Source organism: Caballeronia sp. LZ043, from assembly GCF_031451075.1.
Taxonomy (GTDB): domain Bacteria; phylum Pseudomonadota; class Gammaproteobacteria; order Burkholderiales; family Burkholderiaceae; genus Caballeronia.
In genome coordinates this window covers 252,003-276,141 of sequence record NZ_JARUXT010000001.1, presented here as the reverse complement: position 1 = coordinate 276,141, position 24,139 = coordinate 252,003, and the positions used below count along the sequence as shown (strand labels likewise).

The following is a 24,139-nucleotide window of genomic DNA, read 5'->3' as shown; positions in this document are numbered from 1 at the left end:
ATCAACGCCACGATCGCGCGTGACGCGCATGCCGCTCGGCCGCCGCGTGCGACGCGCGGGGGACATGCGCCAGAAAATCGATCCGAAGCTGCCGGTGCATCTGCCGATCCTGATTGCTGATACGTAAAAGGAAATTCTAACCCAGGATCATGACGCGCGTTGCCGGGCGCTAGCAGGCGGAAGGGCTTTTTGCTAGTACATTCGCGACGCGTTCATGGCATTTTCGACGCTTTTTTGCACGACCGTCCGGACGGTCGGAACATATGGGGGTGCGGCGACGAGCGCGACAGGCGCTATCATGGATGCTTTCGCCCTCAAAACCCGCACGCATGCGTGCCGCGTGACGATTTTCCGCATGACACATCCCGACTACCTGAAGAAAGTGCTGACCGCGCGTGTGTACGACGTCGCGCGGGAAAGCGAGCTCGAACCCGCGAACAATCTGTCGGCGCGCCTGCGCAATGCCGTGCTCCTGAAGCGCGAGGACAACCAGCCGGTGTTCTCCTTCAAGATTCGCGGCGCCTATAACAAGATGGCGAACCTCTCCGCCGACGAACTCGCGCGCGGCGTGATTACGGCCTCGGCGGGCAATCATGCGCAGGGCGTGGCGCTGTCGGCGGCGCGGCTCGGCTGCCGCGCGGTGATCGCGGTGCCGACCACCACGCCGCAGGTCAAGATCGACGCGATCCGCACGCATGGCGGCCCGACGGTCGAAATCGTGCTGGCGGGCGAATCCTATAGCGACGCCTACACGCGCGCCGTGCAGCTTCAGGAAGAACGCGGCCTGACCTTCGTGCATCCGTTCGACGATCCCGACGTGATCGCCGGGCAAGGCACCGTCGCGATGGAAATCCTGCGCCAGCATCAGGGCCCGATCCACGCGATCTTCTGCCCGATCGGCGGCGGCGGTCTGGCGGCGGGCGTGGCGGCCTACATCAAGGCGGTGCGTCCGGAGATCAAGGTGATCGGCGTGCAGACCGAGGATTCCTGCGCGATGGCGAAGTCGGTCAAGGCGGGCGAGCGCATCACGTTGAGCGAGGTCGGCCTGTTCTCGGACGGCACCGCGGTGAAGCTGGTCGGCGAGGAAACCTTCCGCCTGTGCCGGGAACTGCTCGATGACATCATCACCGTCGACACCGACGCCCTCTGCGCCGCCATCAAGGACGTGTTCCAGGACACGCGCTCGGTGCTCGAACCGGCGGGCTCGCTCGCGGTGGCGGGCGCGAAGCTGTATGCGGAGCGCGAAGGCATCGAGGGCAAGACGCTGATCGCGGTGACCTCGGGCGCGAACATGAACTTCGACCGCATGCGCTTCGTCGCCGAACGCGCCGAAGTGGGCGAGGCGCGCGAGGCGGTGTTCGCCGTGACGATTCCCGAGGAGCGCGGCAGTTTCAGGCGCTTCTGCGAACTGGTCGGCACCCGGAGTGTGACCGAGTTCAACTATCGCATCGCGGACGAAAAAGCCGCGCACATCTTCGTCGGCGTGCAGATCAAGTCGCGCAAGGAAACGGCGCAGATGATGACGGCCTTCGTCGAACATGGTTTCGCGACCGTGGATCTGTCGCACGATGAACTCTCGAAGCAGCACATCCGCTACATGGTGGGCGGCCGCTCGCCGCTCGCGCGCGACGAACGCCTGTTGCGCTTCGAATTCCCGGAGCGGCCGGGCGCGCTGATGAAGTTCCTGTCGTCGATGGCGCCGGACTGGAACATCAGCCTGTTCCATTACCGTAATCAGGGCGCGGACTATAGCTCGATTCTGGTCGGCATCCAGGTGCCGCAGACGGACAACGCGGAGTTCGAGCGTTTCCTCGCGACGCTCGGCTATCCGTGGTGGGACGAAGGCGCGAATCCGGTGTACCGCCTGTTCCTCGGCTGACCAAGATGTCTTTCACGCTCGAAGACAAGCTCGTCGTCGCGATTTCGTCGCGTGCGCTGTTCGATTTCGAAGAAGAGAACGGCGTCTTCGAAACCGGTGATCTCGCGCGTTACGAGGCCTTGCAGCGCTCGCGGCTCGATACGCCCGCGAAACCCGGCGTGGCATTCAGCCTGATCCGCAAGCTGCTTGCGCTGAACACACAGGAACAGCGTGTCGAGGTGGTGATCCTGTCGCGCAGCGATCCCATCAGCGGCCTGCGCGCGTTTCGCTCGTGCAAGGAGCATGGCCTGGCGATCGAGCGCGGCGTCTTCACGCGCGGGCGCTCGCCGTTCCGCTATCTGCGGCCGCTGCGCGCTTCGCTGTTTCTGTCGGCGAATCCGGAGGATGTGCGTGCGGCGCTCGACGCCGGCTTCCCCGCCGCCAGCGTTCTGCCCGAAACGGTCGTCGCGGCGAGCCATTACGCCCATGAGATTCGCATCGCCTTCGACGGCGACGCCGTGATCTTTTCCGACGAAGCCGAGCGCGTCTTTCAGGAGAGCGGCCTGCCGGCGTTCATTGGCCACGAACTCGACAAGAAGGATTCGCCCTTGCCGGGCGGACCGCTCAAACCGCTGCTCGCCGCCCTTCACAAGCTCCAGCGCATTGCCGCGCAAGGCGAGCGCGAAGGAACGACGCCCGCGAACGGCAGCCCGCCGATGCACATCCGCACCGCACTGGTCACCGCCCGCTCCGCGCCTGCACACGAGCGTGCGATCCGGACGCTGATGGCCTGGAACATCGAGATCGACGAAGCGATGTTCCTCGGCGGCCTCGACAAGGGCGACTTCCTGCGAGAATTCGAGCCCGACTTTTTCTTCGACGATCAAATTCGCCATTGCGAATCGGCCCGCGACGTCACGGTCACGGGACACGTTCTCAGCGGCATAGCGAACGCCACATGACACCCGATCAATCTCCGCTCGGCAAGCCCGTCCACTACACCGAACAGTACGATGCGTCGCTGCTGTTCGCAATCGACCGCAAGCGCGCGCGCGATGCGATCGGCGTCCCTGCGCGGCTGCCGTTCTTCGGCACCGACATCTGGAATGCCTACGAACTCTCTTGGCTGAACCGTAACGGCAAGCCGCAGATTGCAGTCGCCACGTTCTTCGTGCCGGCGGATGCGCCGAACATCGTGGAGTCGAAGTCGTTCAAGCTGTATCTGGGATCGTTCGCGCAGACGCCGTTCGATTCCATCGACGACGTGCGCGCCGCCATCAAGCGCGACGTGTCGGCGATCTGCGGGGCGACGGTGTCCGTGCAGCTCAGCGCGCCCGCGGATTTCGGCAAGCTCGTGATGGAAGAGTTCGATGGCCTGTCGCTCGACCGGCTCGACCTCGATTGCAACGTGTATTCGCCCGATCCGTCATTGCTGAGCGCGGCGCACGGTGAGACGCCCGTCGACGAGACGCTGTTCTCGAACCTGTTGAAATCGAACTGTCCAGTGACGGGCCAGCCGGACTGGGGCAGCGTGCAGATCCGCTACTATGGCTCGCAGATCGATCACGCGGGATTGCTGCGTTACATCGTGTCCTATCGCGGACACACGGGGTTTCATGAGCAATGCGTCGAGCGCATCTTCATGGACATCATGCGGGAGTGCAAGCCGGAACGGCTCGCGGTGTATGCGCGTTATACGCGGCGCGGCGGGCTGGATATCAACCCGTTCCGCACCAACTTCAATCTGCCGATGCCGGATAATGCGCGGCTGGCGCGGCAGTGATAAAGAATTTTCTCAACGAAAACCGATGAAGCTTTCTTACTGAGCTGAAGCCGCACATCTCAAGCAGCAAGGCGACCCGAAATAAATCAGAGAAATCCGATTTATTTCGGGTTTTTATTTTCACATTCTACATGGTCATTGATTAGCAAACCGTATAAGATTTTAAAGTATCGCCGCTGCAAAGAAAGTTGAGCATGAACAAGATATTTCAAGTGGGAGACGAACACCACTCGATTGAGGAACTCTGGGAAAGAGTTATCTGGGATATAAGATCGGAGTATCTATCTCCTGCACAAGATTTTCCTTGGATCATTGGATTCTCTGGCGGTAAGGATTCGACCTTGGTTGCGCACCTTGCGTTCGAAGCGCTTCTGACAATTCCTCCATCGCAAAGAACCAGGCCTGTACACGTAGTCTCAAACGATACTCTGGTTGAAAGTCCGTTCGTCATGCTGCATCTGAATAAGGTATGCAAAAAAATTGCAGCTTCGGCAAATGACTTGGGGTTACCCGTTGTCGTGGCACGCACGCAACCACCGCTGGACAAGACATTTTGGACGCTGCTCATTGGAAAGGGATATCCGAGTCCCAATCAGAGTATGCGCTGGTGCACGGACAGACTAAAAATCATGCCTACTAGCGCGTACATAAAAAACAACATCTCGGAATTCGGCGCAGCAATCGTCGTATTGGGAGTAAGACGTCTGGAAAGCAGCACGCGTCAACGTGTCGTCGACGGCTATAAAAATCAAGCAAACTCGCGTCTGCACGAACACAGCGAACTCAAGGGGGCCTACATCTACCGCCCGATCGTCGATCTATCGACGGACGAGGTATGGGAAGCCCTCGGCACATTTGACGCCCCGTGGGGAGGTTCGCATTCGGACCTCTTTACGCTTTACCGTGAAGCGGAAGGCGGTGAGTGTCCTGTCGTCCTGAGTAGTGAGGAGGCTCCCGGTTGTGGCACACCAAATAGCCGCTTCGGCTGCTGGACATGCACGGTCGTCGAAAAGGACAAAAGCCTGCAAGGCTATGTCGACTCTGGACATCACCGCTACCTTCCGTTGATTCGCTTTCGCGACTGGCTTCGCACGAACAGGAATGATCCCGCCAAGCGGCAGGTGCTTCGACGCAATGGAAGGCTCACTTTCGGCACAGACGGGAGACATATCCCCGGCCCTTTCACTGTCAAGGCGCGCATGGAGATTCTGGAGCGTCTGCTTGAGACCCAGCGAGTGTTCGGAGAAACGCTGATCTCGATGGACGAGATTGACCTCATCCACCAGATATGGGCCGAAGAACTAAGACAACAACGAGGAGTAGCCGATGGAACGCACTGAAATGGAACGCCATTTGTCCGACCTCCCGCTGTGGGCCGACGAGGACGCAATGCAGGTACTAAGCGAGGTCGGAAGCAAGTATGGGATCGAAACTGATGTGCTTGCAGAACTGGTCGTCCTGCAACGAGAGCGCCAGCATCAAGAGCGTGCTCACGGCATTAACGCGCGCATCGAAGAAATCCTCGGTCGGGTTACGGAGGCTTAGAGCGACAGAGTATGTGGATATCAAATATCGAGCTCACCAACTTCAAGTCCTACCGACGCGAAACCTTTGAGTTTCCGAGCCCCTCTGAGGATCGCAATCTTGTGCTCATTGGCGGTCTCAACGGCTTTGGCAAGACAACCATTCTGGAAGCTTTGTATCTTTGTCTTTACGGCAAGGATGCTTTGGTGCATCTTGCGCGCGCGGGCCTCAAAGCCGACGATAGTTTCGGCTACCCAACCTTTCTCGAACGGGCCTTCAACGGAGAGGCGCGTCATGCTGGCGCGGGCTTCATGTCCGTGAGAGTAAGAATCCATCGCACAAAATTGCAAGCACTGGATGTAACGCGAAAGTGGTTCTTCAAACCTAACGGAAGCTGGGCCGAAGACGAGGCACTCGCTCGTTTGGTCACTCGCGACATTCCAGGTTCGCCACGTATAGACGGGCAAAACAACTTCAGCCTTACCGAGTTGCTGGACGAGTTTTTCCTTCCTGCTCATATTGCGCCGTTTTTCTTCTTCGATGGGGAGGAGGTTAAGAAGCTCGCGGATCAGTCTCGTGTGGAACAAGTCAAACAAGGGCTTGAGGGCCTGCTCGGCGTAGTGCTGCTGCGAGCGCTCTCCGACCGCCTCAAGAATTTTGAGTCGATAAAGCGCAGCGGGGTCATTAATGTCGACCAAGACAAACTGGAACTCGCTCGAATTGAACTGACTCGCTTGGAAACAGAACTTGAGGAAGCTCAAGTCGAGCTGAAGTCGATGCAGTCTGAAGCCGACAGGATTCGAAATGAGCGCGAAGATCTGATCAGCCGCATGACGGCGCTTGGCGCAGGAAGCGCGGACGTCTCATCGCTGGGCAGTCTCATCGAAGAAAGACAGCAATTCCGAAACGAACTAGGTAAATGTCATCAGAAGCTTGAGGCCGTGCTCGCTGGCAAGCTCCCGTTTCATCTTACCGGTCCCGATCTGCTTTCCGAGTATCGAACCCAGATCCACGGGGAAGCGCGTTGGTATGAGTGGGAAGCAGACAGGAGAGCTTTGGAGCCGCGAATCGCCGCATTCGAGGAAGCATTCTTCAGTTCCACTGCAACGGTAATTCGGCCTCCGCTCACCGCGTCTCAATGCGCCGAAGTACGCGAGGGCATCACTCGCGCCTGGACAAGCTTGTTCCATCCGCCACCGCCAGACGCCGCGTCGGAAATTGAGCATAAGTATCTGAGAAAGGAAGCCCGACAGGAAACACTGCAGTTCCTGGATTCGCTCGACCTTAGTCGAAGAGATATAGACGAACTCTTGCAAGAGCAGGAGTCGCTGCAGCGACGCATTGAGGACCTTGAGCGCCAGATAAATCGCCTCGAGGGCCTTGACCGTGATGGAACCTTGGCGGCACTGAAGCGGAGCATTGATGATTTGAGCCTGCCTTGGGAAAGACTGCAAGAGGCCATGCGTGCAAGCGAACGCAGGCAGGGAGCCTTGGATCATCAAATCCGTTCACTGCGCCCGACCTATCAACGTGAACGACAGAACTCGGACAAGTCAAACCCGGCGCGTTCGCTCATTGAGAAATCAGAACGGGTTCGTCGAGTCATCAACGAGGTGATACCAAAGCTGTTTCCTCTCAAAGTGCAAGAATTGGCCCGGGAGATGACAAAAATCTATAAGGCACTCGCGCATAAAGACATCGTCGACCGAATCGATATCCACGATGACGGCAGAACTCGACTACTGGATGGCTCAGGAAAAGAAATCATGGCTGACCGTTCGGCCGGCGAGAATCAGATCTTCGCCACCGCCTTGATAGCGGGTCTAGCGCGAGTGTCACGTATCGCGGCGCCCCTTGTCGTTGATACGCCCTTGGGTCGTCTTGACAGCAAACACCGGGAGAACATATTGAGGTTTTGGACCAGTGATCCCAGACGTCAGGTCATCCTGCTTTCACAAGACGAAGAAATCGATCCTGAGTTTTTCAAGCGACTAGAGGGTCGCGTGTGCAAGTCCTACTTGCTTGAACATGTGAACGTTGGCCACGGCATTGGACGGACCAGCGCGAAAGAAGATTCCTATTTCTCAGGAGCTCGCGATGACGAACATAGTCATTGAGCATGCATTGAGTTCCAGATATCGCACAAGCGCTCAGGCCGACCGGCACAATACGGTGATTATGGAGGCGCTTGAGCTTTCGACGCGCGCAGCGGCAGCCCGGTTAGCCATTGGAAGATCTCTGTCGATTCCGAACAGTGAAATCAGCGACGATCACAAATCTTCGATCGATGCGAAAGGTGTTGAAGTTCAAGGTCAGACCTTGTTCAACGTCCACGACATCGCTGCATGGATCGGATTGGTTGTGACGCATGCACGCCTGTACGGCAAAGTTATAGAAGATCTTGATGCATTCAAGGCTGCTGTGCGTTTTCACTGGCACAGAGGTGCACAGTTGCTAATGGCAGACTGGCACGACTGTGAACAGAACTACGACCGATTCGTACAAGTTCTGATCATGCGCAGAGCTTCATTGACCGAGCGACCTGCGTCTTGTGCGCCCCCTCACCGTAACGATAATCTCGGCGCACCGCCTATTGCCGGCTCAGATCAAATCGATCTCGTACAAGCTCTTTCAGAGATAGGCATTTCCGCAGAAGCTCGGGGCATTTTCGTTGGTCCCCGCCTGACGCGTCATGAAATCGGCTTACTCGACGTGAGTCAGTTTGATCGGCTCAGGAAAAGCCTCAACCAACTTGCTCTCAGCCTGGGGCTAAGAGATTCCGTTCCGTGCATGTCACCCGGCCGGGAAGCGAAAAGCGTGTTGATCGACATTGCCAGACCACGCGATCAGTGGACGCAAATCGGATTTTCAGAACTGAAGCATTGGAGCGATAACCGCTTGGGCTCTGGATCGCTACCGGTTTTCGTCGGACTTGATCTTGACGGCGCGAACGTCTCGTTCGATCTGCGCACTGCACCCCATCTGCTAGTTGGTGGGGCAACGGGGATGGGCAAAAGCGTGTGTCTGCACACGCTTGTCCTCTCGCTTCTGCTCGGTCGATCCGCAGAGACGTTGCAACTGGCACTCATCGACCCGAAGCAGGTCGAGTTTGCACCCTATTCCGGTCTCGACAACCTCTTTGGCGGGGAAGTTGTGCCGGACGTTGCAGGAGCTCTGAAGCTCCTGCAACGTCTCGTGGTTGAAATGGACACGCGCTACGCTACATTCGCAGGCTTGGGAGTTTCCGATATTGCTCAGGCTTTAAAAAAAGGCGCAGAGCTTCCGTACGTCGTTGTCGTGGTTGAGGAACTCGCGGACCTCGTTCTGCAGAGCAAGAAGATCGAGCCTCTTATCATAAGACTCGCTCAGAAGGCTCGGGCAGCAGGAATTCATCTGATTCTCGCAACACAACGCCCGGATGCGAAGACTTTTTCCGGTCTGATTCGCAGCAATGTTCCAGCGCGAATCGCTCTCACAGTTCAGAAAACGTCGGAATCGATCATCGTCATCGACGAGGCTGGCGCGGAATCGTTGACGGGAGCAGGAGACATGCTAGTCAAACTTCCTGGAAAAGCGCTTGTTCGAGCGCACGGACCGATGATCTCACCCCAGGACATCAACGCAGTCGTGCAGGGCCGGTTGCCTTGAACTGATCGGCCTCGCGGAAAGCACTCGAACTTGAAGTGGCGAGCTGCTCGACTCGTCACTTCAGATTCGTATGAGGCCGCACTTCTCCGCGTAAGTGACCGACCAATGGGCTCAACTCACGCAGCCGCCTTCTTATAAGCCACGCAATCCACCTCGACCTTGCAGTCGATCACCATCGACGACACCACGCACGCCCGTGCCGGCGGGTTCGCGCCGAAATACTCCTTGAACACCTTGTTGAACGACGCGAAGTCGCGCGGATCGTCCAGCCACACGCCGCAACGCACCACGTGCTCCGTGCCGTAGCCCGCTTCCTGCAGGATCGCGAGCACGTTCTGAATCGCCTTGTGCGATTGCTCGACGATGCCGCCGTTGATCACCTCGCCGTTTTCCATCGGCGTCTGGCCCGACACGAACAGCCAGCCATCGGCCTCCACCGCGCGTGCGAACGGCATATGCGCGCCGCCTTGTCCCTTGCCGCCTTCCACGCCATAACGCTTCATCGCTTCACTCCTTGATTCAAATACAGGTTTAGAACGCACCGCGCGCATCGAGCTTCGATGCCGCGCCGCGCGCAACGAAATGTCCCGCGCGCGCACCGGTCATGGCCCGCTCGCGATACGTCAGCACCCCATTCACCCACACCGCGTCGATGCCGTCCGCCGCCTGCTGCGGCTGCGCAAACGTCGCGGCATCGCGCACGCGTTCAGGATCGAACACCACCAGATCCGCGTGATGGCCCACCTTCACCTCACCGCGCTCCGTCAAACCGAAGCGCCGCGCTGTCAGACCCGTCATCTTGCGCACCGCTTCCTCGAGCGGCATCAGCGACGTGTCGCGCGCATAGTGCCCGAGCACGCGCGGAAACGCGCCCCACAGACGCGGATGCGGCAACGGATCGTTCGGCAAACCGTCCGAGCCGACCATCGTCGCGGGATGCGAGAGGATGCGCCGCACGTCGTCTTCCGACATGTTGTGATACACCGCGCCCGCCGGCTGCAAGCGCTTCGCGGCTTCCTGCTGCGTCACCTGCCACGCGTCGGCCACTTCGCGGATCAGCTTGCCCGCCATCTCCGGATGCGGCGTCGACCAGGTGATCGTGATGTCGATGTCGCCCGTGACCTGCTTGAGATCGAGCGTCGACGAACTGCGGTTGTACGGATAACAGTCGCACGCGACCGGCTGCCCTGCGCGCGTGGTGTCGATCGACTTCAGCACTTCCGTGCTGCGCCCCCAGTTCGACGGCCCCGCGCACTTCAGATGCGAGATCACCACCGGCACGCGCGCATGGCGGCCGACGCGATAGGCCTCGTCCATTGCATCGAGGATCGCGTCGAACTCGGTGCGCATGTGCGTCGTGTAGAGCGCGCCCGCCTGCGCCAGCGGTTCGGCGAGCGCCTGCACTTCCTCGGGCGGCGCGCTGAACGCCGAGCCATAGGCGAGACCGCTCGACAAACCGAGCGCGCCATGCGCCAGCGCCTCTTCGAGCTGCGCGCGCATGCCGGCGATTTCGTCGCCGGTGGCGGCGCGGTCGAGCCTGTCCATGTGATTGCTGCGCAGCGCCGTGTGGCCGATCAGCGCGCCGACGTTCACCGCCGGGCGCGCGCCGTTCACTGCATCGACATAGGCAGCAAAGGTCGGATACTGGAACGCGGCGGCATCGCCGAGCAGGTTCATCGGGTCGGGCGGCGCGCCTTTCAGCGTCACCGGCGACGCGCTGATCCCGCAATTGCCGACGATCACCGTCGTCACGCCCTGGGTGATCTTCGGCATCATCTGCGGCACGCGGATCACGTGGGTGTCGTCGTGCGTATGAACGTCGATGAAGCCCGGCGCGAGCACCTTGCCCTCGGCATCGAAGGTGTCGCCGGCGCGCCAGGCGGACAAGCCGCCGGGCGCCGTGATCGCGACGATGCGTCCGTCGCGCACCGCGACATCGCGCGCCACGGCGGGCGCACCCGTGCCGTCGATCACCCGCGCGCCGACGATCAGCGTATCGGCCAGTTCCATCATCAGTCTCCCAAGGGTTGACGCTCGCCGCCGCCGCGATGCGCGTCGAGCGCATGCTTCATGCGGCGCAGCAGTTCGCGGCTGGTGTCGGCCTGCTTGACGGCGAGTTCGGTGACGAGCAGGTCGAGCGCCATCATCATCGCGTAGCGCGACGACGACGGCTTGTAGATGAAGTCGCTTTCCATTGCGATGACCGGGATCAGCCAGTCGGCCAGCACGCCCAGCGGCGACGCCGGCGCGGTCAGCGCAATCACGCGCGCGCCGTACTGCTTCGCGAGCCGGCAGCTTTCGACCATCTCCGGCGTCTGCCCGGTCACCGAGAGCGCGACCACGACGTGTTCCTTCGACAAGGTCGACGCCACCATCCGTTGCAGCAGGCCGTCCTGATACGACGCCACCGGCCGGCCGAGCCGCACGAGGCGAAAGCGCATTTCATCGGCGAGCGCGGTCGAGCCGCCGCCCATCCCGAACACGTAGATCATCGCGGCGGCGGCAAGCGCGTCGGCGGCCTCGGCCACCGGCGCTGCCGCGAGCGCGCCCTGGTTCTGCGCCAGCGTGCCCTGCACTTCCTCGAAGATGCGCGCCGCCAGCGAAGCCGGCACGGCGTCGGCATCGCGCGTCAGGAAGCGCTGGCCGACACCCGCCGCCTGCGCAAGCCGCAGCTTCAATTCGCGCACGTCCTCGCAGCCGACCGCCTTCGCGAAACGCGTGACCGTCGCGACGCTCACCGCCGCCTTGTCCGCCAGCGCGCCAATGCTCGCGCGCGACGCGGCCACGATGTCGTCGAGGATCAGCGCCGCCACCTTGCGTTCCGCGTCGCGCAGTTCGGGCGCGCGCTCCGCAATGCGTGCGACGATGTCGATACCGATGGAATGAGACGGGCCGTTCATGAGGTGCGCGGTTGACTCGCGATGATGTTACTAAATAACATTTCCATCCCGGATGCTACTTTGGTTACTATCGTAGCGTCAACATCGGAGCACGTGAGACGGCGCCCGAATCTATTTAAATGGACGATGGAGCAGCAGCGCATGAAAGTTACAAACTATCAAAGCCCCGCGATCGACCCGTTCGGCAAGGGCCTCGGCATGGTGCCGGGCACGGGCATCCAGTTGCAGGACGCGGCGCGCCTGCAATGGAACCTGCTCAAGGAAGATGTCAGCCTGCCCGCCGCCGTGCTGTACGCGGACCGCATCGAGCACAACCTGAAGTGGATGCAGGCATTCGTCGGCGAATACGGCGTGAAGCTCGCGCCGCATGGCAAGACTACGATGGCGCCGCAACTCTTCCGCCGTCAGTTGGAAACCGGTGCGTGGGGCATCACGCTGGCCACCGCGCATCAGGTGCGCGCGGCGTATCGCGGCGGCGTGCATCGCGTGCTGATGGCGAACCAGCTGGTCGGCAAGCGCAACATGGGCATGATCGCCGAGTTGCTCACCGATCCGTATTTCGAATTCTTCTGCCTGGTGGATTCAGCCGACGGCGTCGATCAGCTCGGTGAATTCTTCAGCTCGGTGCGCAAGAAGCTCAATGTGCTGATCGAACTCGGCGTGCCGGGCGGGCGCACCGGCGTGCGTGACGACGCCCAGCGCGACGCCGTGCTCGCCGCCATCGCGCGCTGGCCGGGCACGATCGAACTGGCAGGCATCGAGTTGTATGAAGGCGTGCTGCAGGACGAAGCGCGGGTGCGCGAGTTCCTGAAAAGCGCCGTCGATGTCACGCGCGCGCTGATCGCCGACGGCAAGATCAAACGCCAGCCGGCGATCCTCTCCGGCGCGGGCTCCGCGTGGTACGACGTGGTCGCCGACGAATTCGCCAAGGCCCATAGCGACGCCATCGAAGTCGTGCTGCGTCCGGGCTGCTATCTGACGCACGATGTCGGCATCTACAAGAAGGCCCAGAACGAGATCTTCGCGCGCAATCCGATCGCGAAGAAAATGGGCCAGGGACTGAAACCGGCGCTGCAACTGTGGGCGTACGTGCAGTCGATTCCGGAGCCGGACCGCGCGATCATCGGGCTCGGCAAGCGCGATTCGGCCTTCGACGCCGGCATGCCGGAACCGGCGAAGCACTATCGTCCGGGCAACGACGCGCCACGCGACATCGCGGCTGAAGAAGGCTGGGAAATTTTTGGTTTGATGGATCAGCACGCGTATCTGCGCATCCGTCCGGGCGACGATCTGAAAGTGGGCGACATGATCGCGTTCGACATCTCGCACCCCTGCCTGACCTTCGACAAGTGGCGTCAGATTCTCGTCGTCGATCCGAAGTATCGCGTCACCGAAGTGATCGAGACGTTCTTTTAAATCTTCGCCTCGAGCGCGGCCGCCTGCGATGCATTGGCGGCCGCCACGTCCTGGATGCGTCCCTCGAACATGTGCAAAGCGCTCGACAGCGCCTCGATGGCCTCGTCGGGCAGCGACGCCATCGTGTCATGCAGGAACGCATTGCGGCGCGGCAGGCCTTCCTGCGCGATCGCCCGGCCTTGCGCCGTCAGCGCGACATTCGACACGCGATTGTCGCGCGCATCCACGCTGCGCATGATCCAGCCGAGTCCTTCGAGCGTCTTCAGCTGTCGCGTCAGCGCGCCGGGATCGACCTTCAAGTGCTCGACGAGCTTCTTCTGCGACAGCACGCCCGCATGCTCGTGCAGCGCGAGCAGGATGCGCCAGCGGGGCATCGGCTGACCGACGGCCGTCTCGAACGCCGACATGAACGCCCGATAGGTGCGTCCGAACTGCTGGATGACGGCGATACGGTCTTGTTCGTTCATGCTGTGTTTCCCGTGCTCATTCGGCGAGGATGACCGGTTCCTGCGGCCCTTTCAGGCGCACCGGAGGAACACGCCGCGACTGCCATACCGATACCACCGCGATCAGCGCCGCCAGCGCCAGCCCGATGTGGATCGCCGCCACCAGCGACTCGCGCGCGGACTCGAGCAGCATCGCGCCGTCGTGGCCCGCGGCGCTCAGTTGCGCGAGCAGCGCCTGTTGCCCGTCCTGATTGATGAGGATCTGCGGATCCGAGAGATCGCCGGCCCAGCGCAGCGCATGCGCCTTGTCGAGCGCGAGGTTCACGCCGCTCGCGTACAGCTGGCTCACGAGCGTACCGGTGAGCGCCGTGCCGATCATCCCGCCGATCATGCGCAGCGATTGCAGCAGCGCGGTTGCGATGCCGAGATGCGCGCGACCGGCCGTCTGCTGGGCGAACACGGTGAGGTTCGGCATCACGAAGCCGAGGCCCAGGCCGCCGAGCAGCATGACCACCAGCAACAGCGAGCGCGGCATGTTGTGCGTGGCCACGACGACACCCAGGCACGACAGCGCCAGCAGGGAGAAGCCGGCATACAGCATCAGGTTGGCGTTCTTCAGGCGCGTCACGATGCGTCCGTTCACGATGCTGCCTATCGTGATGAACACCACGAGCGGCGTGATCATCACGCCCGCGTCCTTCGGCGACATGCCGAAGCCGCCCTGGAACAGCAGCGGCGCGTAGAACAGCAGCGAGAACATCGTGAAGCCGCCGAGGATCGCCAGCGTGAAGAGCGCGGCGAGCGCCGGGTTGCGGAACATGTCGATCGGCAGGATCGCGTAATCGCAGCGCTTTTCCCAGCGCCACAAGCCAAAGCCCGCCGCGATGGCGATGACCAGCAGGCCCGCCGTTGCCACGCCGAAGCCGTGCTTGGGCAACATCTCGACGAACAGTTGCAGCGCGCCCAGCGACGCCGCGATCAGCAGCGCACCGGGCCAGTCGAGCCGCATCTTGCCCTGGTGGACGACGTGACGCAGATGCGGCAGAAAGCGCCACACGAAGAACAGCGAGATCACGCCCACCGGCAGGTTGACGTAGAACACCGAGCGCCAGCCGTAGTACTGCGTCAGGAAGCCGCCGAGCGACGGCCCGACCGCATTGGCGATGCCGAACGCCGAACTCATCAGCACTTGCCAGCGCAGGCGCACGACGTTGTCCGGAAACAGATCCGCGATGCAGGCGAACGCGGTGCCCACCAGCATGCCGCCGCCGATCCCCTGCAGGCCGCGCGCGAGCACCAGGAACATCATGCTGTTGGCGAGCCCGCACAGCACCGAGGCGACCGTGAACACCACGATCGATGCAATCACGAACGGCTTGCGCCCGTAATAGTCACCGAGCCGCCCGAAGATCGGCACCGTGATGACGGAGGTCAGCAAGTAGGAGGTGGCGACCCAGGCGTAGAGGTCGAAGCCCTTGAGTTCAGCGACGATGGTCGGCAGCGCGGTGCCCACCACGGTTTGATCGAGCGCCACCAGCATGGTGACGAAAGAGACGCCCAGCATCGCCATGAGCGATTCGCGGAAAGGCAGAACCTGTCCGCTGGAATGATGCGCGGCGGTATGTACGGCCATCTTTGTAAGCGCAACGATTGACTAGTCAACGGAACGGGAATCATAGCATGCTGTGATCATCCAATCCGCGTGGCACTCTAATGCTTACGCTACGTAACGAACATATCCCAATGGAACCGACGCCGATCATCACCTCCCCGCTTTCCACCGACGATTTCGCCGCTCTGTCCCACGCCAAGGAGCTGCTGGAGAGTCCGTCACTCACCATGAAACTGGCGAGCGTCGTCGGCGCGCCGATCGAGAAGCTGCTCGGACGCTTGCCGGGGGCCGCGCAGGAGAAAGTCGACGAAGCGACGCAGCTCGCGCTCCGGAAGTGCCTGCAACTCGCATTGCGGACGATCGGCAAGAGCACGCCCTCTGGTTCGCTGCTCGCGCCGCCGCCCGACAAGCCGCACAATCTGATGCACAAGCTCGCCGTCGCGACGACCGGCGCCGCGGGCGGTGCGTTCGGCCTGTTCGCGCTGCCCGTGGAACTGCCCGTCACGACGACGCTGATGTTCCGCTCGATCTGCGACATCGCGCGCAGCGAGGGCGAGGACCTGCAGCGTGTCGAGACGCAGCTGCAATGCTTGATGGTGCTCGGCATGGGCGGCACGAAAGCCAGCGACGACAACGCCGATCTCGGCTACTTCATCGTGCGCGGCGCACTGGCGCAGTCGGTCTCGCGCGCGACCAGCGAGATCGCGGCGAAGGGCCTGGGCAGCCACGGCTCCACGGCGCTCCTCAAGTTCCTGCAGACCATCGCGTCGCGCTTCTCTGTGCAGGTCAGCGAGCAAGTGGCCGCCAAGTCGATCCCGGCGATCGGCGCGGTACTCGGCGCCATGGTCAATACCGTGTTCATCGATCACTTCCAGCAGATGGCGCACGGACACTTCACCGTGCGCAGACTGGAACGCCGTTATGGCGGCGCGGCCGTCGAGCGCGCGTATCAGACCATCGAGGTGATGGGCGGCCGGTGAGCTTCGCGTGAAGCCGTTGCCTGTTCGATGAACGCCGCCGCGCGGGCCAGCGCCTCGCTGGCCTCCGGCATGAACGGCGCCCAGATCTGGAAGATGTGCGGCACGCTGCGCCAGACATCCAGCTGCACCGCGACGCCTGCGGCGCGCGCCCGCCCGGCGACGCGCGTCGAGTCGTCCAGCAGCAGTTCCGTGTCGCCGACCTGAATCAGCAGCGGCGGCAGGCCGGCAAATTCGCCGAACAGCGGCGACGCATACGGATGGCGCACATCGGCGCCGCCGAGATACTGCGCGGCGACGCGCGGAAACACTGCGGCGTGATACATCGGATCGCGGCCTTCGTTCGTCCGCATCGACGCGCCGCCGCAGGTCAGGTCCGTCCACGGAGAAAACAGGACCGCCGCTGCCGGCAGCGGCGTGCCGGCGTCACGCAACGCGAGCAAGGTTGCGAGCGCCAGGCCGCCGCCCGCCGAGTCGCCGGCAAGGACGATCGACTGCGCGGGCGTACCTTCGTCGAGCAAGCGCCGATATGCCGCGACGCTATCGTCGATCGCAGCGGGAAAGCGATGTTCGGGCGCCAGCCGGTAATCGAGCGACAGCACGTTGGCGCGCGCCTGCGACGCGAGCCTGAAGGTAATCGCACGATGACTGCGCGGCGAGCAGAAGTAATAGCCGCCGCCGTGCAGATACAGAATCGTCCGCGGCGTGTGCGTCTCCTTCGTGAGCCATTCGTCACCGGATGCGCTGACTGTGAGCCGCCAGCCCTTCGGCACGCGCGGCGTCCACACTCGACGCGACGCATAGGACCGGGCCAGTTCGACGTCGAGTTCAGGCCGCGCGGTATGCGGCCGGATCCGCGTGCGCAACGCCCAGCAGGCTAGCGCGCGTTGCCAGCTCATCGGCGTGCGCTCAGTTCGACGGCATGACCTGACCGCGTATCTCACCGGTCGGGTTCTCTTGCGTGTGAATGTTGAAGTACCACTGTCCGGACATCAAGTCCGCGACCTGTTGTTCGTTGAGCGTCGCCTGGCCCTTCATGGGACTGGCAAGCGATTTCTTGTCGACCGGCACCTGCACCTTGGCGTTCTGCCCGACCGGCGCCGGGCCATGAAAATGCGCCATCGTCGCCGGACCTGACAGCTCTGCGTAGGTCGCGGTCCAGGCAAGGACGTGAGTGTCGGTGTCGAAGGTCGCGTCGAGCGTGCCATGGCCCTTGCTCACGCGCGGCGGAACTTCGCTCGAGGGTTGCAGGTTGGCTTTCAGCGCGACGGCATCGGCATGAGCCGCGCCCGATGCAAGCAACAGCAAAACCCATGCAGCGGTCCAGCGGACAGCGGATCGGCATGTCGAAATCATGTTTGCGCTCCTGGTGGCGGCCCGTGAGGCGCATCGATGATCTTCGCTCCTGCGCCCGGTGCACGCCATGGTAGTGCAATTCGGCTTGACGGCGCAGGTGGCCACGCGGCGCGATGCCAGGCAAGACAAAAACAAAAGGCACCGCGAGGTGCCTTTTGACAATGCGCCGCGCTCGCGGCGCGCCGCGTTACTTCGCGCGGATATCAGAAGCGATGACGGATGCCCGTGTTCACGAGCACCTGACGGCTGCTCGACGACGCGCCGAACGAATTGTTGTAGTTGGCGATTGCCGCGGTCGGGTAGAAGCCTTCCGCACCGCCCGAGCCGATCTGCGCCACGCCTTCCACGTGGAAGTCTGTGCGCTTCGACAGCGCGTAGTCAAGCTGCACGCCGAACTGATGGTACTTGACCGTGTCCGTGCTCTTGCCGTAGCCGCTGGCCTTGGCCGTCGAGAACGTATAGGCCGCGCCGAGCGCGAGCGCCGGGGTCAGCAGATAGCGGCCGTTCACTTCGTAGTTGTTGATGACGAGCGAACCGCTTTCCAGCGCCGTGTTGTCAAGACGGCTTTGCGTCCACACGCCGCCGAACGTCATGGCTTCGATCGAATGCGCAGCGCCCGCGCCGAACGTGCGCTGACGCTGACCCGTGGCCGGACCGAAGCCGAACGTGTTGGTGAACTGCTCGCCGGTCACGGCGCCATTGGTCGTGGAGTTCACGCCGTTGGCCTGCATGTAGGCCGCGCCGAGCTTCAGCGGACCATTGGTGTAGCCGGCGCCGAAGCTGTAGGCCCGGTTGTCAGCAAAGCCGTTCGCGTTGTTCGAGAAGCCATAGAGGCCGCTGAACGTCAGGCCGGCGTAGTTCAGGCTCTGGTACTTGATGGAGTTGGCGATGCTGAAGTCGCTGTTCAGGTTGTCGTTGCCGCCGACGTGACCGAAATACGTACCGCCCCACGTGCCTGCCGCGCTCAGCGGGCCGAGATAGTCGACGACGGAGTCGAACTGCTTGCCGAGCGTGATGGTGCCGAAGCCCGACTGCATCCCGACCCATGCCTGGCGGCCGAAGGTCGCGCCGCTGTCGTTCGACTGGCCGTTGTTGACGCTGAAGCCGCTTTCCACCGTGAAGATGGCCTTCATGCCGCCGCCCAGATCTTCAGAGCCGCGCAAACCCCAACGGCTTTCCTGCAGGTTGCCGCTGGTGAGACCGCGGAAGCTGCCCTTCTGCGGCTGGCCGGCAGGCGCGCCGGTGGCGACGTTGTTCACGAAGGTCATGCCCACGTCGAGCACACCGTACAGCGTAACGCTGCTTTGCGCGCTCGCCGCCGTCGCAAAAGATGCAGCGATGGCCGCCACGGCCGCTCCGATGAGATTCTTTTTCATGCGTATTCCTTTGTGTGAGTCCTGCGGACCCGATGGGTTGCTTCGGTTGAACGCTTGTCGAGCGGATCAACACATTGCTCGTTTAGCCTCTGTCCGAAATTCGGCACGGCAAAGTTTATGGCCCGGTTTTTTTGAGAAGCCGGCAAAGGAATCGCAAAAGGCTTTTCGAATAATTCGAAAAGCCCATTTTCGATATGGGAAAACCCTTGGGTTGCGCGCACTTATCCAAGGCGTTGTCTGAAGCGCCACGACACTTTGGTGTCTTGAAGTTGCGCGCATGCGACAGTGGTCGGGCTTTCGCTGCGCAGTGGTCATAAGGACACACCGCCATAGCTTCGGATTGATCCGATTGCGTCGCGCTGAATCACGCTCATAACATCGCGCACGCTTATCACGCCGGTAAGCGCGGAACCGAATCAATCAGCGCGCTGGTTTCTCGTTGATTCGACACTCGTTCCGCGTTCGACCGCTTGCTCTTCCTGTCATGAATCTTCTCCACGCCATGCGCGTTTTCTCGAAGGTCGCGGAAACCGAATCGTTCGGACGCGCCGCCGCCGCGCTGGATCTCTCCAATGCCGTGGTCACCCGTTATGTTTCATTACTGGAAACGCATCTGAATACGCGCCTGTTGAACCGGACCACGCGCAGCGTGTCCTTGACCGAGGCTGGCCGTCTCTACGCGGAAGGATGCCGCGCGGTCATCGAACAGGTGGAAGGCGTCGAGGCTTCGGTAACGAACAGTTCCGCCGATCTGTCGGGCACGCTGAAGCTCGTGGCATCGGCCTCGTTCGCCCTGCTCGGTCTCACACCGATGCTCGGACATTTTCACGACCGCTTTCCGGGCGTGAAGCTTCGGCTCACCCTGCTGCATCGTCCGGTGGATCTCGTCGCCGAAGGTTTCGATGTCGGCATCGTGACCGCGCACCAGGTCAATAGCGGCATGCTGATCAACCGGCCGTTGTTCAGGATCGGCGCAACGCTGGTGGCTTCGCCGGCTTATCTGAGCAGGAGCGGCGTTCCGGACCGGCCAGCCGCGTTGAGCCGGCACGCGTTCCTTGCGCCGTCCGCGGACATTCACGGCTCGACCTGGTCGTTTTCCGGCCCTTCGGGCGCAGTGGAAAATGTCGCGCTCGATCCTACCTACACGGTGAACAGCATGACCATGCTGCGACAAGCGGCGCTGTTCGGCATGGGCATCGCCGTGCTGCCGGAGAGCCATGTCAAACAGGACATGCGCGACGGTTCGCTGCTGCGCCTGTTGCCGGACTACGCAATCAGGGAAGCCGACAAGGAAGTGTCGATTGTTTATCCCGGGCGTCGTCACGTTTCGGCCAAGACACGTTCTTTCGTCGATTTCGCGCTGGACTACTTTCGCAGCCATGAAGCATCGGGTGAAAAGCGCGACGAGGTGTTGCCGTCCGGTCCCTGAGCATCAGCGCCTGTTGCGGACCGGAACCGTCAGATCAGCGCTGCGCCCTGCGTATGAATGCGCTCGACGAGTTGCTCGCATCGTTCGATCAATGCAAGGCCTTCCCGTTGACGAATTTCGGCCGACTGCGCAGGCAGGTCGCGACGGAACACTTCGAGCGCATCGAGCAGCGGCCGATACTGCAATACGCTGGCGGCGCCGACAACCCGATGATGCCAGTCGCGCAGTTCATCCACCGTGCCGTGAAACAGCAGCTTGCGCAGCGCGAGCAGATCTTCGCGGAATGAGGAAGCGAATGCATCGAGCAGCGCTCGTACGGTGACTTCGCTGCCCCATACCTGCGCCATGGCGGCAAGATCCAGTTCATCCTTGTCTTCCAGCGGGACGCCGCGGCTCGGTGGCGCGAGCGTCTGTGTCTCGGTGATCACGGTGCCCGACACGCGCCAGCGATTCAGATGCTCACGCAGCGTGGCCAGCCGCGTGGGCTTCACGAGGCAGTCGTCCATGCCGGCTTCACGACAGCGTCGCAACTCGTCGGGCGCGGTGCTCGCCGTGATGCCGAGGATAGGCAGGCGATAAGCCGTCTCGCGCTCTGCCGACCGAACCCGTCGCGCCAGTTCGTAGCCCGTCATGTTCGGCATGTGGCAATCCGTGATGAGGAAGCCATAGCGCGTGTCCGCGAGCGCCGCAAAGGCTTCCACCCCGTCATGCACGACGTCGCAGGCGAAACCCAGCAACGCCAGTTGATGCCGGATCAATTCCTGGTTGACCGGATGATCTTCGGCCACGAGCACGAGCTTGCCGCTGCGCAGCGCATCCGCGCGGTCCGGGGCCGCCATCTTCGACACGCCGCCGAACACGGCGTGAGCGGCATGCGCCTGGGCGCGCACGGCGACTTGCGGCATGCCCGTGAAGGCCGCCACACAAGCCGCGCCGAGCCCGTGCCAGGAGATGGGGTTCACGCTCACGCGAATGTCGTCGTCGAGAATGCGGTAGCCGGTGGGCTTGGGCTTCTCGGTGAGGTGGATCACGCAGGCGCCCAGGGGCATGGCCGTTCTGTGCGCGTCGCTGAGGAAGACGATGTCCGTGTTCCTGCACGCCTCGAACCCGGACGCCACGAGTTCCGCCGGCGCGCGCCGTTGCAACTGCAGGCCGAGCGCCTGGCCATAGTTGAGGAGCGCCTGTGCCAGCCGGTCGTCGTCGATGGACACGATCCCGCGCTTGCCGCGCAGCCCTCCTACCTGATACTGCCGGGTGTCGACCGGCATGGCGAGGCGCACCGTCATGGCCGTGCCCACGCCGACCGCGCTCTTGAGCGTCATCGTGCCGCCCATGAGTTCGACCAGCCGGTTACAGATGGTGAGCCCGAGCCCGGTTCCGCCGAAACGCCGCGTGGTGGAAGTCTCGGCCTGCACGAACGGCTCGAACAGGCTTTCCTGCGCTTCGGCTGCAATGCCGATGCCGGTGTCCTTCACGCACAACTCGATCACCTGCTCCGTCTCGCGCTGCTCGACCGTGTACACATGCAGCGAGACATCGCCCTTGATCGTGAACTTGATGGCGTTGCTCATCAGGTTGAAGAGAATCTGCCGCAGACGCACGCTGTCGCCGCGGACGATGGCCGCCACCTCCGGCGCGACGTCCACGCGTACCCGCAAGCCTTTCTCATGCGCACGGGTGGCAAGCAGGCCGACCGCGCTGTCCACGAGCTCGCGCAGGTCGATGGGCGTGGATTCGATCGACAGGCGTCCCGCTTCGATCTTCGAGTAGTCGAGCAGGTCGTCGAGAATGTGCAGGAGCGCGCTCGCCGAGTCCTGGATCATGCCGAGCATCTGCGACTGGTCCGAATTCATCGGCGTGTTTTCCAGCACCTCGACGAGCCCCAGCACGCCGTTCATCGGCGTGCGGATTTCGTGGCTCATCATGGCCAGGAAGTCGTCCTTCGCACGCGAGGCCGCTTCGGCAATATCACGCGCCCGCGCGAGCTCCTCGGCCCGTGCATGCTCCACGCTGGCATCGGCCCAATAGCCGCTCCACACCACCGCGCCGTCTTCCTCGCGGTGCGCGACGAGGTCGGCGCGAATCCAGCGCGTGACGCCCTGCACGGTGGACCGGAACTCGGTATGCAGCGGTTCGAGCGTACGCGCCGACATCTCGATTTCCTCGAGCAGGCGCGCACTGTCTTCCGCATGCACGTGGGTCAGTGCGTGAATGGGCTCGTCGGCCAGCACCGCGACGTCTAGACCGAGCAGTTGCCGCGTGTCGCCGTCGATATACGGAAGACTGTATTTGCCCCGGCTCGCGCGCCGCAGCTGGAACACGACGGCCGGCAGCGAACGCGTGACGTCATGCAGGCGCCGCTCGGTCTGCCGCGCGCGCGTTTCGGCGTTGCGGATGTCCGTGATGTCGATCATGGTGCCGATCACGCCGGCCCATTCGCCGTTCGACGCCGCGAAGGCGCCCGCCCAGAACAGGCCGCAGCGCGGATTCTTCAGGTTGTCGCAAAACTGGGCCTCAAGTTCCTGACGCTGGCCCGTGGCGAGCGTGGTGCTGGTGAGTTCATGCAGCACCTTGCTTTGTTCATGTCCCCACGCCGCGACTTCCAGGCTGGTGTGACCGAGAATGTCTCCGCGCCGCACGCCCAGGGCCTGCTCGAAAGCGCGGTTCACCGCGATGTAGCGGTTCTCCATGTCCTTCACGACGAGCGGGTACGGCACGACTTCCATCATGGTTTGCTGGAAGCTGAGCTGGGTGCCGAGCCGCTGCTCGGTTTCGATTCGCTTCGCCATTTCCCGTTGCAGGAGGATGAGCGCGCGCAATGTCACGAAAAACACCGCCACGACGCTGATGAGCATGGGCAACAGACGCAGGTCGGTGATGCTCAGGCCGGCGTCCGCGGCATGGCTGGCCAGCGGCATCAATGAACACAGGAGCACCAAACAACGGGCAAACGACACTGACGGCACTCTCAATTCGATCCTCTCTCAAACAGGCCGGCTGGTTCACGCCACGGCCAGGCACTTTTCCCGCCGATGCTCGATGTTGGCGCGGCGTCGGAACAATGCCCTTCTAGTCTGACGGCTATTCGCCATGCACCGAATCAGAACCCTCCCAAATGATGTGCGGCCTGCGCCGCGCATGCATTGTTCAAGGATTCAGACCAGTCCCACCTGACGGAGAAACGCGGTGAGGTCCGCTTCGGATTCCAGCCCGAGCTTGCGCATGCCGCTGCGTTTCTGAGTCGCGATGGTTTTGCGGCTGCGTCCGGAATGTGCGGCGATTTCGTGTACCAGCAGCCCGCGCGCAACCAGCTGGAAGACCTCCCATTCGCGGCAACTCAGCACGCCCGCGCGGGCGGGCGCGGCGACCGGCACGCCGCGCAGCGCGGCTTCGATGCCCGGCGACAGAAAGCGCTTTCCCGTCGCGGCCGTCGCGATGGCCAGACTCAGGCACGGCAGCCCGTCCCGTTTGTCGACCACGCCGTCCACGCCGAGATGGAGGAGTCCTGCCAGCATGCGTGGTTGCGAAATCATGGTCATCACGATGACCTTCGGCCGTGCTTTCTGCCAGAAGAGATGTTTCAGGAAGCCGATGGCATTGCTCTCCCCCGCGATCCCGCGCATGCCGAGGTCCGAGAGCACGTAGTCGCATGGCGTTGCGTCCAGCCGCTCCGCCAGCTCCTGCGTGTCATGTGCGGTCGCGACGACTTCGAATCGCCCATCCCGTTCGAGAAATGCCTGAACGCCCTTCACGACGACCGGATGGTCGTCCGCAACGATCGCTCGGATCGGCGTGGTGATTCCCATAGTTTCCA

The 24,139-nt window shown here is 62.3% G+C and carries 20 protein-coding genes; 10 read left to right on the top strand and 10 right to left on the bottom strand.

Annotated features, from left to right (window positions below; translation table 11 throughout):
* The first annotated feature begins 355 nt into the window (after nt 1-355).
* The 7 genes from ilvA to QCE64_RS01320 all read left to right on the top strand — a co-directional run bounded on the left by ilvA (nt 356) and on the right by QCE64_RS01320 (nt 8,813).
* Nucleotides 356-1,879: a threonine ammonia-lyase, biosynthetic gene (gene ilvA / locus QCE64_RS01350; protein WP_310004107.1), complete on the top strand. Its 1,524-nt coding sequence runs from the start codon at nt 356-358 to the stop codon at nt 1,877-1,879.
* Between the two features lie 5 nt (nt 1,880-1,884).
* Nucleotides 1,885-2,820 carry a 5'-nucleotidase gene (locus QCE64_RS01345; RefSeq protein WP_309913624.1) on the top strand — a complete coding sequence of 312 codons (936 nt, stop codon included), beginning with the start codon at nt 1,885-1,887 and terminating at the stop codon, nt 2,818-2,820.
* On the top strand, nt 2,817-3,641 hold the full coding sequence (gene queF, locus QCE64_RS01340; RefSeq protein WP_309807162.1) for an NADPH-dependent 7-cyano-7-deazaguanine reductase QueF: 825 nt from the start codon (nt 2,817-2,819) through the stop codon (nt 3,639-3,641). The genes QCE64_RS01345 and queF overlap by 4 nt, the downstream gene beginning before the upstream one ends.
* A 194-nt stretch (nt 3,642-3,835) precedes the next feature.
* Entirely contained in the window at nt 3,836-4,981 is a 1,146-nt protein-coding gene (gene dndC, locus QCE64_RS01335) for a DNA phosphorothioation system sulfurtransferase DndC (protein ID WP_310002476.1), read from the top strand.
* Nucleotides 4,968-5,186, top strand: coding sequence for a DNA modification system-associated small protein (locus QCE64_RS01330; protein WP_309913618.1), 219 nt, complete (start codon nt 4,968-4,970; stop codon nt 5,184-5,186). The genes dndC and QCE64_RS01330 overlap by 14 nt, the downstream gene beginning before the upstream one ends.
* Before the next feature lie 11 nt (nt 5,187-5,197).
* Entirely contained in the window at nt 5,198-7,282 is a 2,085-nt protein-coding gene (gene dndD / locus QCE64_RS01325; RefSeq protein WP_310002475.1) for a DNA sulfur modification protein DndD, read from the top strand.
* A complete protein-coding gene (locus QCE64_RS01320) occupies nt 7,263-8,813 on the top strand; it encodes an FtsK/SpoIIIE domain-containing protein (protein WP_310002474.1) in 1,551 nt (516 codons plus the stop codon). Before dndD ends, QCE64_RS01320 begins: the two co-directional genes overlap by 20 nt.
* Before the next feature lie 116 nt (nt 8,814-8,929).
* Here the strand turns inward: QCE64_RS01320 and QCE64_RS01315 are convergent, their stop codons facing one another.
* Genes QCE64_RS01315 through QCE64_RS01305 form a run of 3 tightly spaced genes read right to left on the bottom strand, consistent with a single transcriptional unit; the run spans nt 8,930 to nt 11,713 of the window.
* Entirely contained in the window at nt 8,930-9,316 is a 387-nt protein-coding gene (locus QCE64_RS01315) for a RidA family protein (RefSeq protein WP_309807160.1), read from the bottom strand.
* Between the two features lie 28 nt (nt 9,317-9,344).
* On the bottom strand, nt 9,345-10,823 hold the full coding sequence (locus QCE64_RS01310; RefSeq protein ID WP_309929054.1) for a D-aminoacylase: 1,479 nt from the start codon (nt 10,821-10,823) through the stop codon (nt 9,345-9,347).
* 2 nt (nt 10,824-10,825) lie between these two features.
* The gene (locus tag QCE64_RS01305) at nt 10,826-11,713 is read right to left on the bottom strand and encodes a MurR/RpiR family transcriptional regulator (RefSeq protein WP_309913609.1); all 888 of its coding nucleotides are present in this window, start codon (nt 11,711-11,713) and stop codon (nt 10,826-10,828) included.
* A 141-nt stretch (nt 11,714-11,854) separates the two neighbouring features.
* Between QCE64_RS01305 and QCE64_RS01300 the strand changes: the two genes are divergently transcribed.
* The gene (locus tag QCE64_RS01300; protein WP_310002473.1) at nt 11,855-13,129 is read left to right on the top strand and encodes an amino acid deaminase; all 1,275 of its coding nucleotides are present in this window, start codon (nt 11,855-11,857) and stop codon (nt 13,127-13,129) included.
* Here the strand turns inward: QCE64_RS01300 and QCE64_RS01295 are convergent.
* Nucleotides 13,126-13,596 (bottom strand): MarR family transcriptional regulator, encoded by a 471-nt coding sequence (locus tag QCE64_RS01295; RefSeq protein ID WP_309913602.1) that lies wholly within the window; start codon nt 13,594-13,596, stop codon nt 13,126-13,128. The genes QCE64_RS01300 and QCE64_RS01295 overlap by 4 nt on opposite strands.
* A gap of 16 nt (nt 13,597-13,612) precedes the next feature.
* On the bottom strand, nt 13,613-15,208 hold the full coding sequence (locus QCE64_RS01290) for an MFS transporter (RefSeq protein ID WP_309913600.1): 1,596 nt from the start codon (nt 15,206-15,208) through the stop codon (nt 13,613-13,615).
* A gap of 110 nt (nt 15,209-15,318) precedes the next feature.
* Here QCE64_RS01290 and QCE64_RS01285 point away from each other — a divergent pair, with 110 nt between their 5' ends.
* Entirely contained in the window at nt 15,319-16,167 is an 849-nt protein-coding gene (locus QCE64_RS01285) for an EcsC family protein (protein ID WP_309913597.1), read from the top strand.
* On the opposite strand, the gene QCE64_RS01280 is transcribed toward QCE64_RS01285, so the two are convergent.
* The 3 genes from QCE64_RS01280 to QCE64_RS01270 form a co-directional block, all read right to left on the bottom strand.
* The gene (locus QCE64_RS01280) at nt 16,137-17,063 is read right to left on the bottom strand and encodes an alpha/beta hydrolase (RefSeq protein ID WP_310002472.1); all 927 of its coding nucleotides are present in this window, start codon (nt 17,061-17,063) and stop codon (nt 16,137-16,139) included. The genes QCE64_RS01285 and QCE64_RS01280 overlap by 31 nt on opposite strands.
* A 10-nt stretch (nt 17,064-17,073) precedes the next feature.
* A complete protein-coding gene (locus QCE64_RS01275) occupies nt 17,074-17,520 on the bottom strand; it encodes a CHRD domain-containing protein (RefSeq protein WP_309913590.1) in 447 nt (148 codons plus the stop codon).
* A 203-nt stretch (nt 17,521-17,723) separates the two neighbouring features.
* A complete protein-coding gene (locus QCE64_RS01270) occupies nt 17,724-18,896 on the bottom strand; it encodes a porin (protein WP_310002471.1) in 1,173 nt (390 codons plus the stop codon).
* A 484-nt stretch (nt 18,897-19,380) separates the two neighbouring features.
* Between QCE64_RS01270 and QCE64_RS01265 the strand changes: the two genes are divergently transcribed.
* The gene (locus tag QCE64_RS01265) at nt 19,381-20,325 is read left to right on the top strand and encodes a LysR family transcriptional regulator (protein ID WP_310002469.1); all 945 of its coding nucleotides are present in this window, start codon (nt 19,381-19,383) and stop codon (nt 20,323-20,325) included.
* 29 nt (nt 20,326-20,354) lie between these two features.
* On the opposite strand, the gene QCE64_RS01260 is transcribed toward QCE64_RS01265, so the two are convergent.
* Both QCE64_RS01260 and QCE64_RS01255 read right to left on the bottom strand, forming a co-directional pair.
* Nucleotides 20,355-23,243 (bottom strand): ATP-binding protein, encoded by a 2,889-nt coding sequence (locus tag QCE64_RS01260; RefSeq protein WP_310002468.1) that lies wholly within the window; start codon nt 23,241-23,243, stop codon nt 20,355-20,357.
* A 237-nt stretch (nt 23,244-23,480) separates the two neighbouring features.
* Complete coding sequence (locus tag QCE64_RS01255; protein WP_309913578.1) at nt 23,481-24,131, bottom strand: response regulator transcription factor; 651 nt, start codon at nt 24,129-24,131, stop codon at nt 23,481-23,483.
* Between the last annotated feature and the right edge of the window lie 8 nt (nt 24,132-24,139).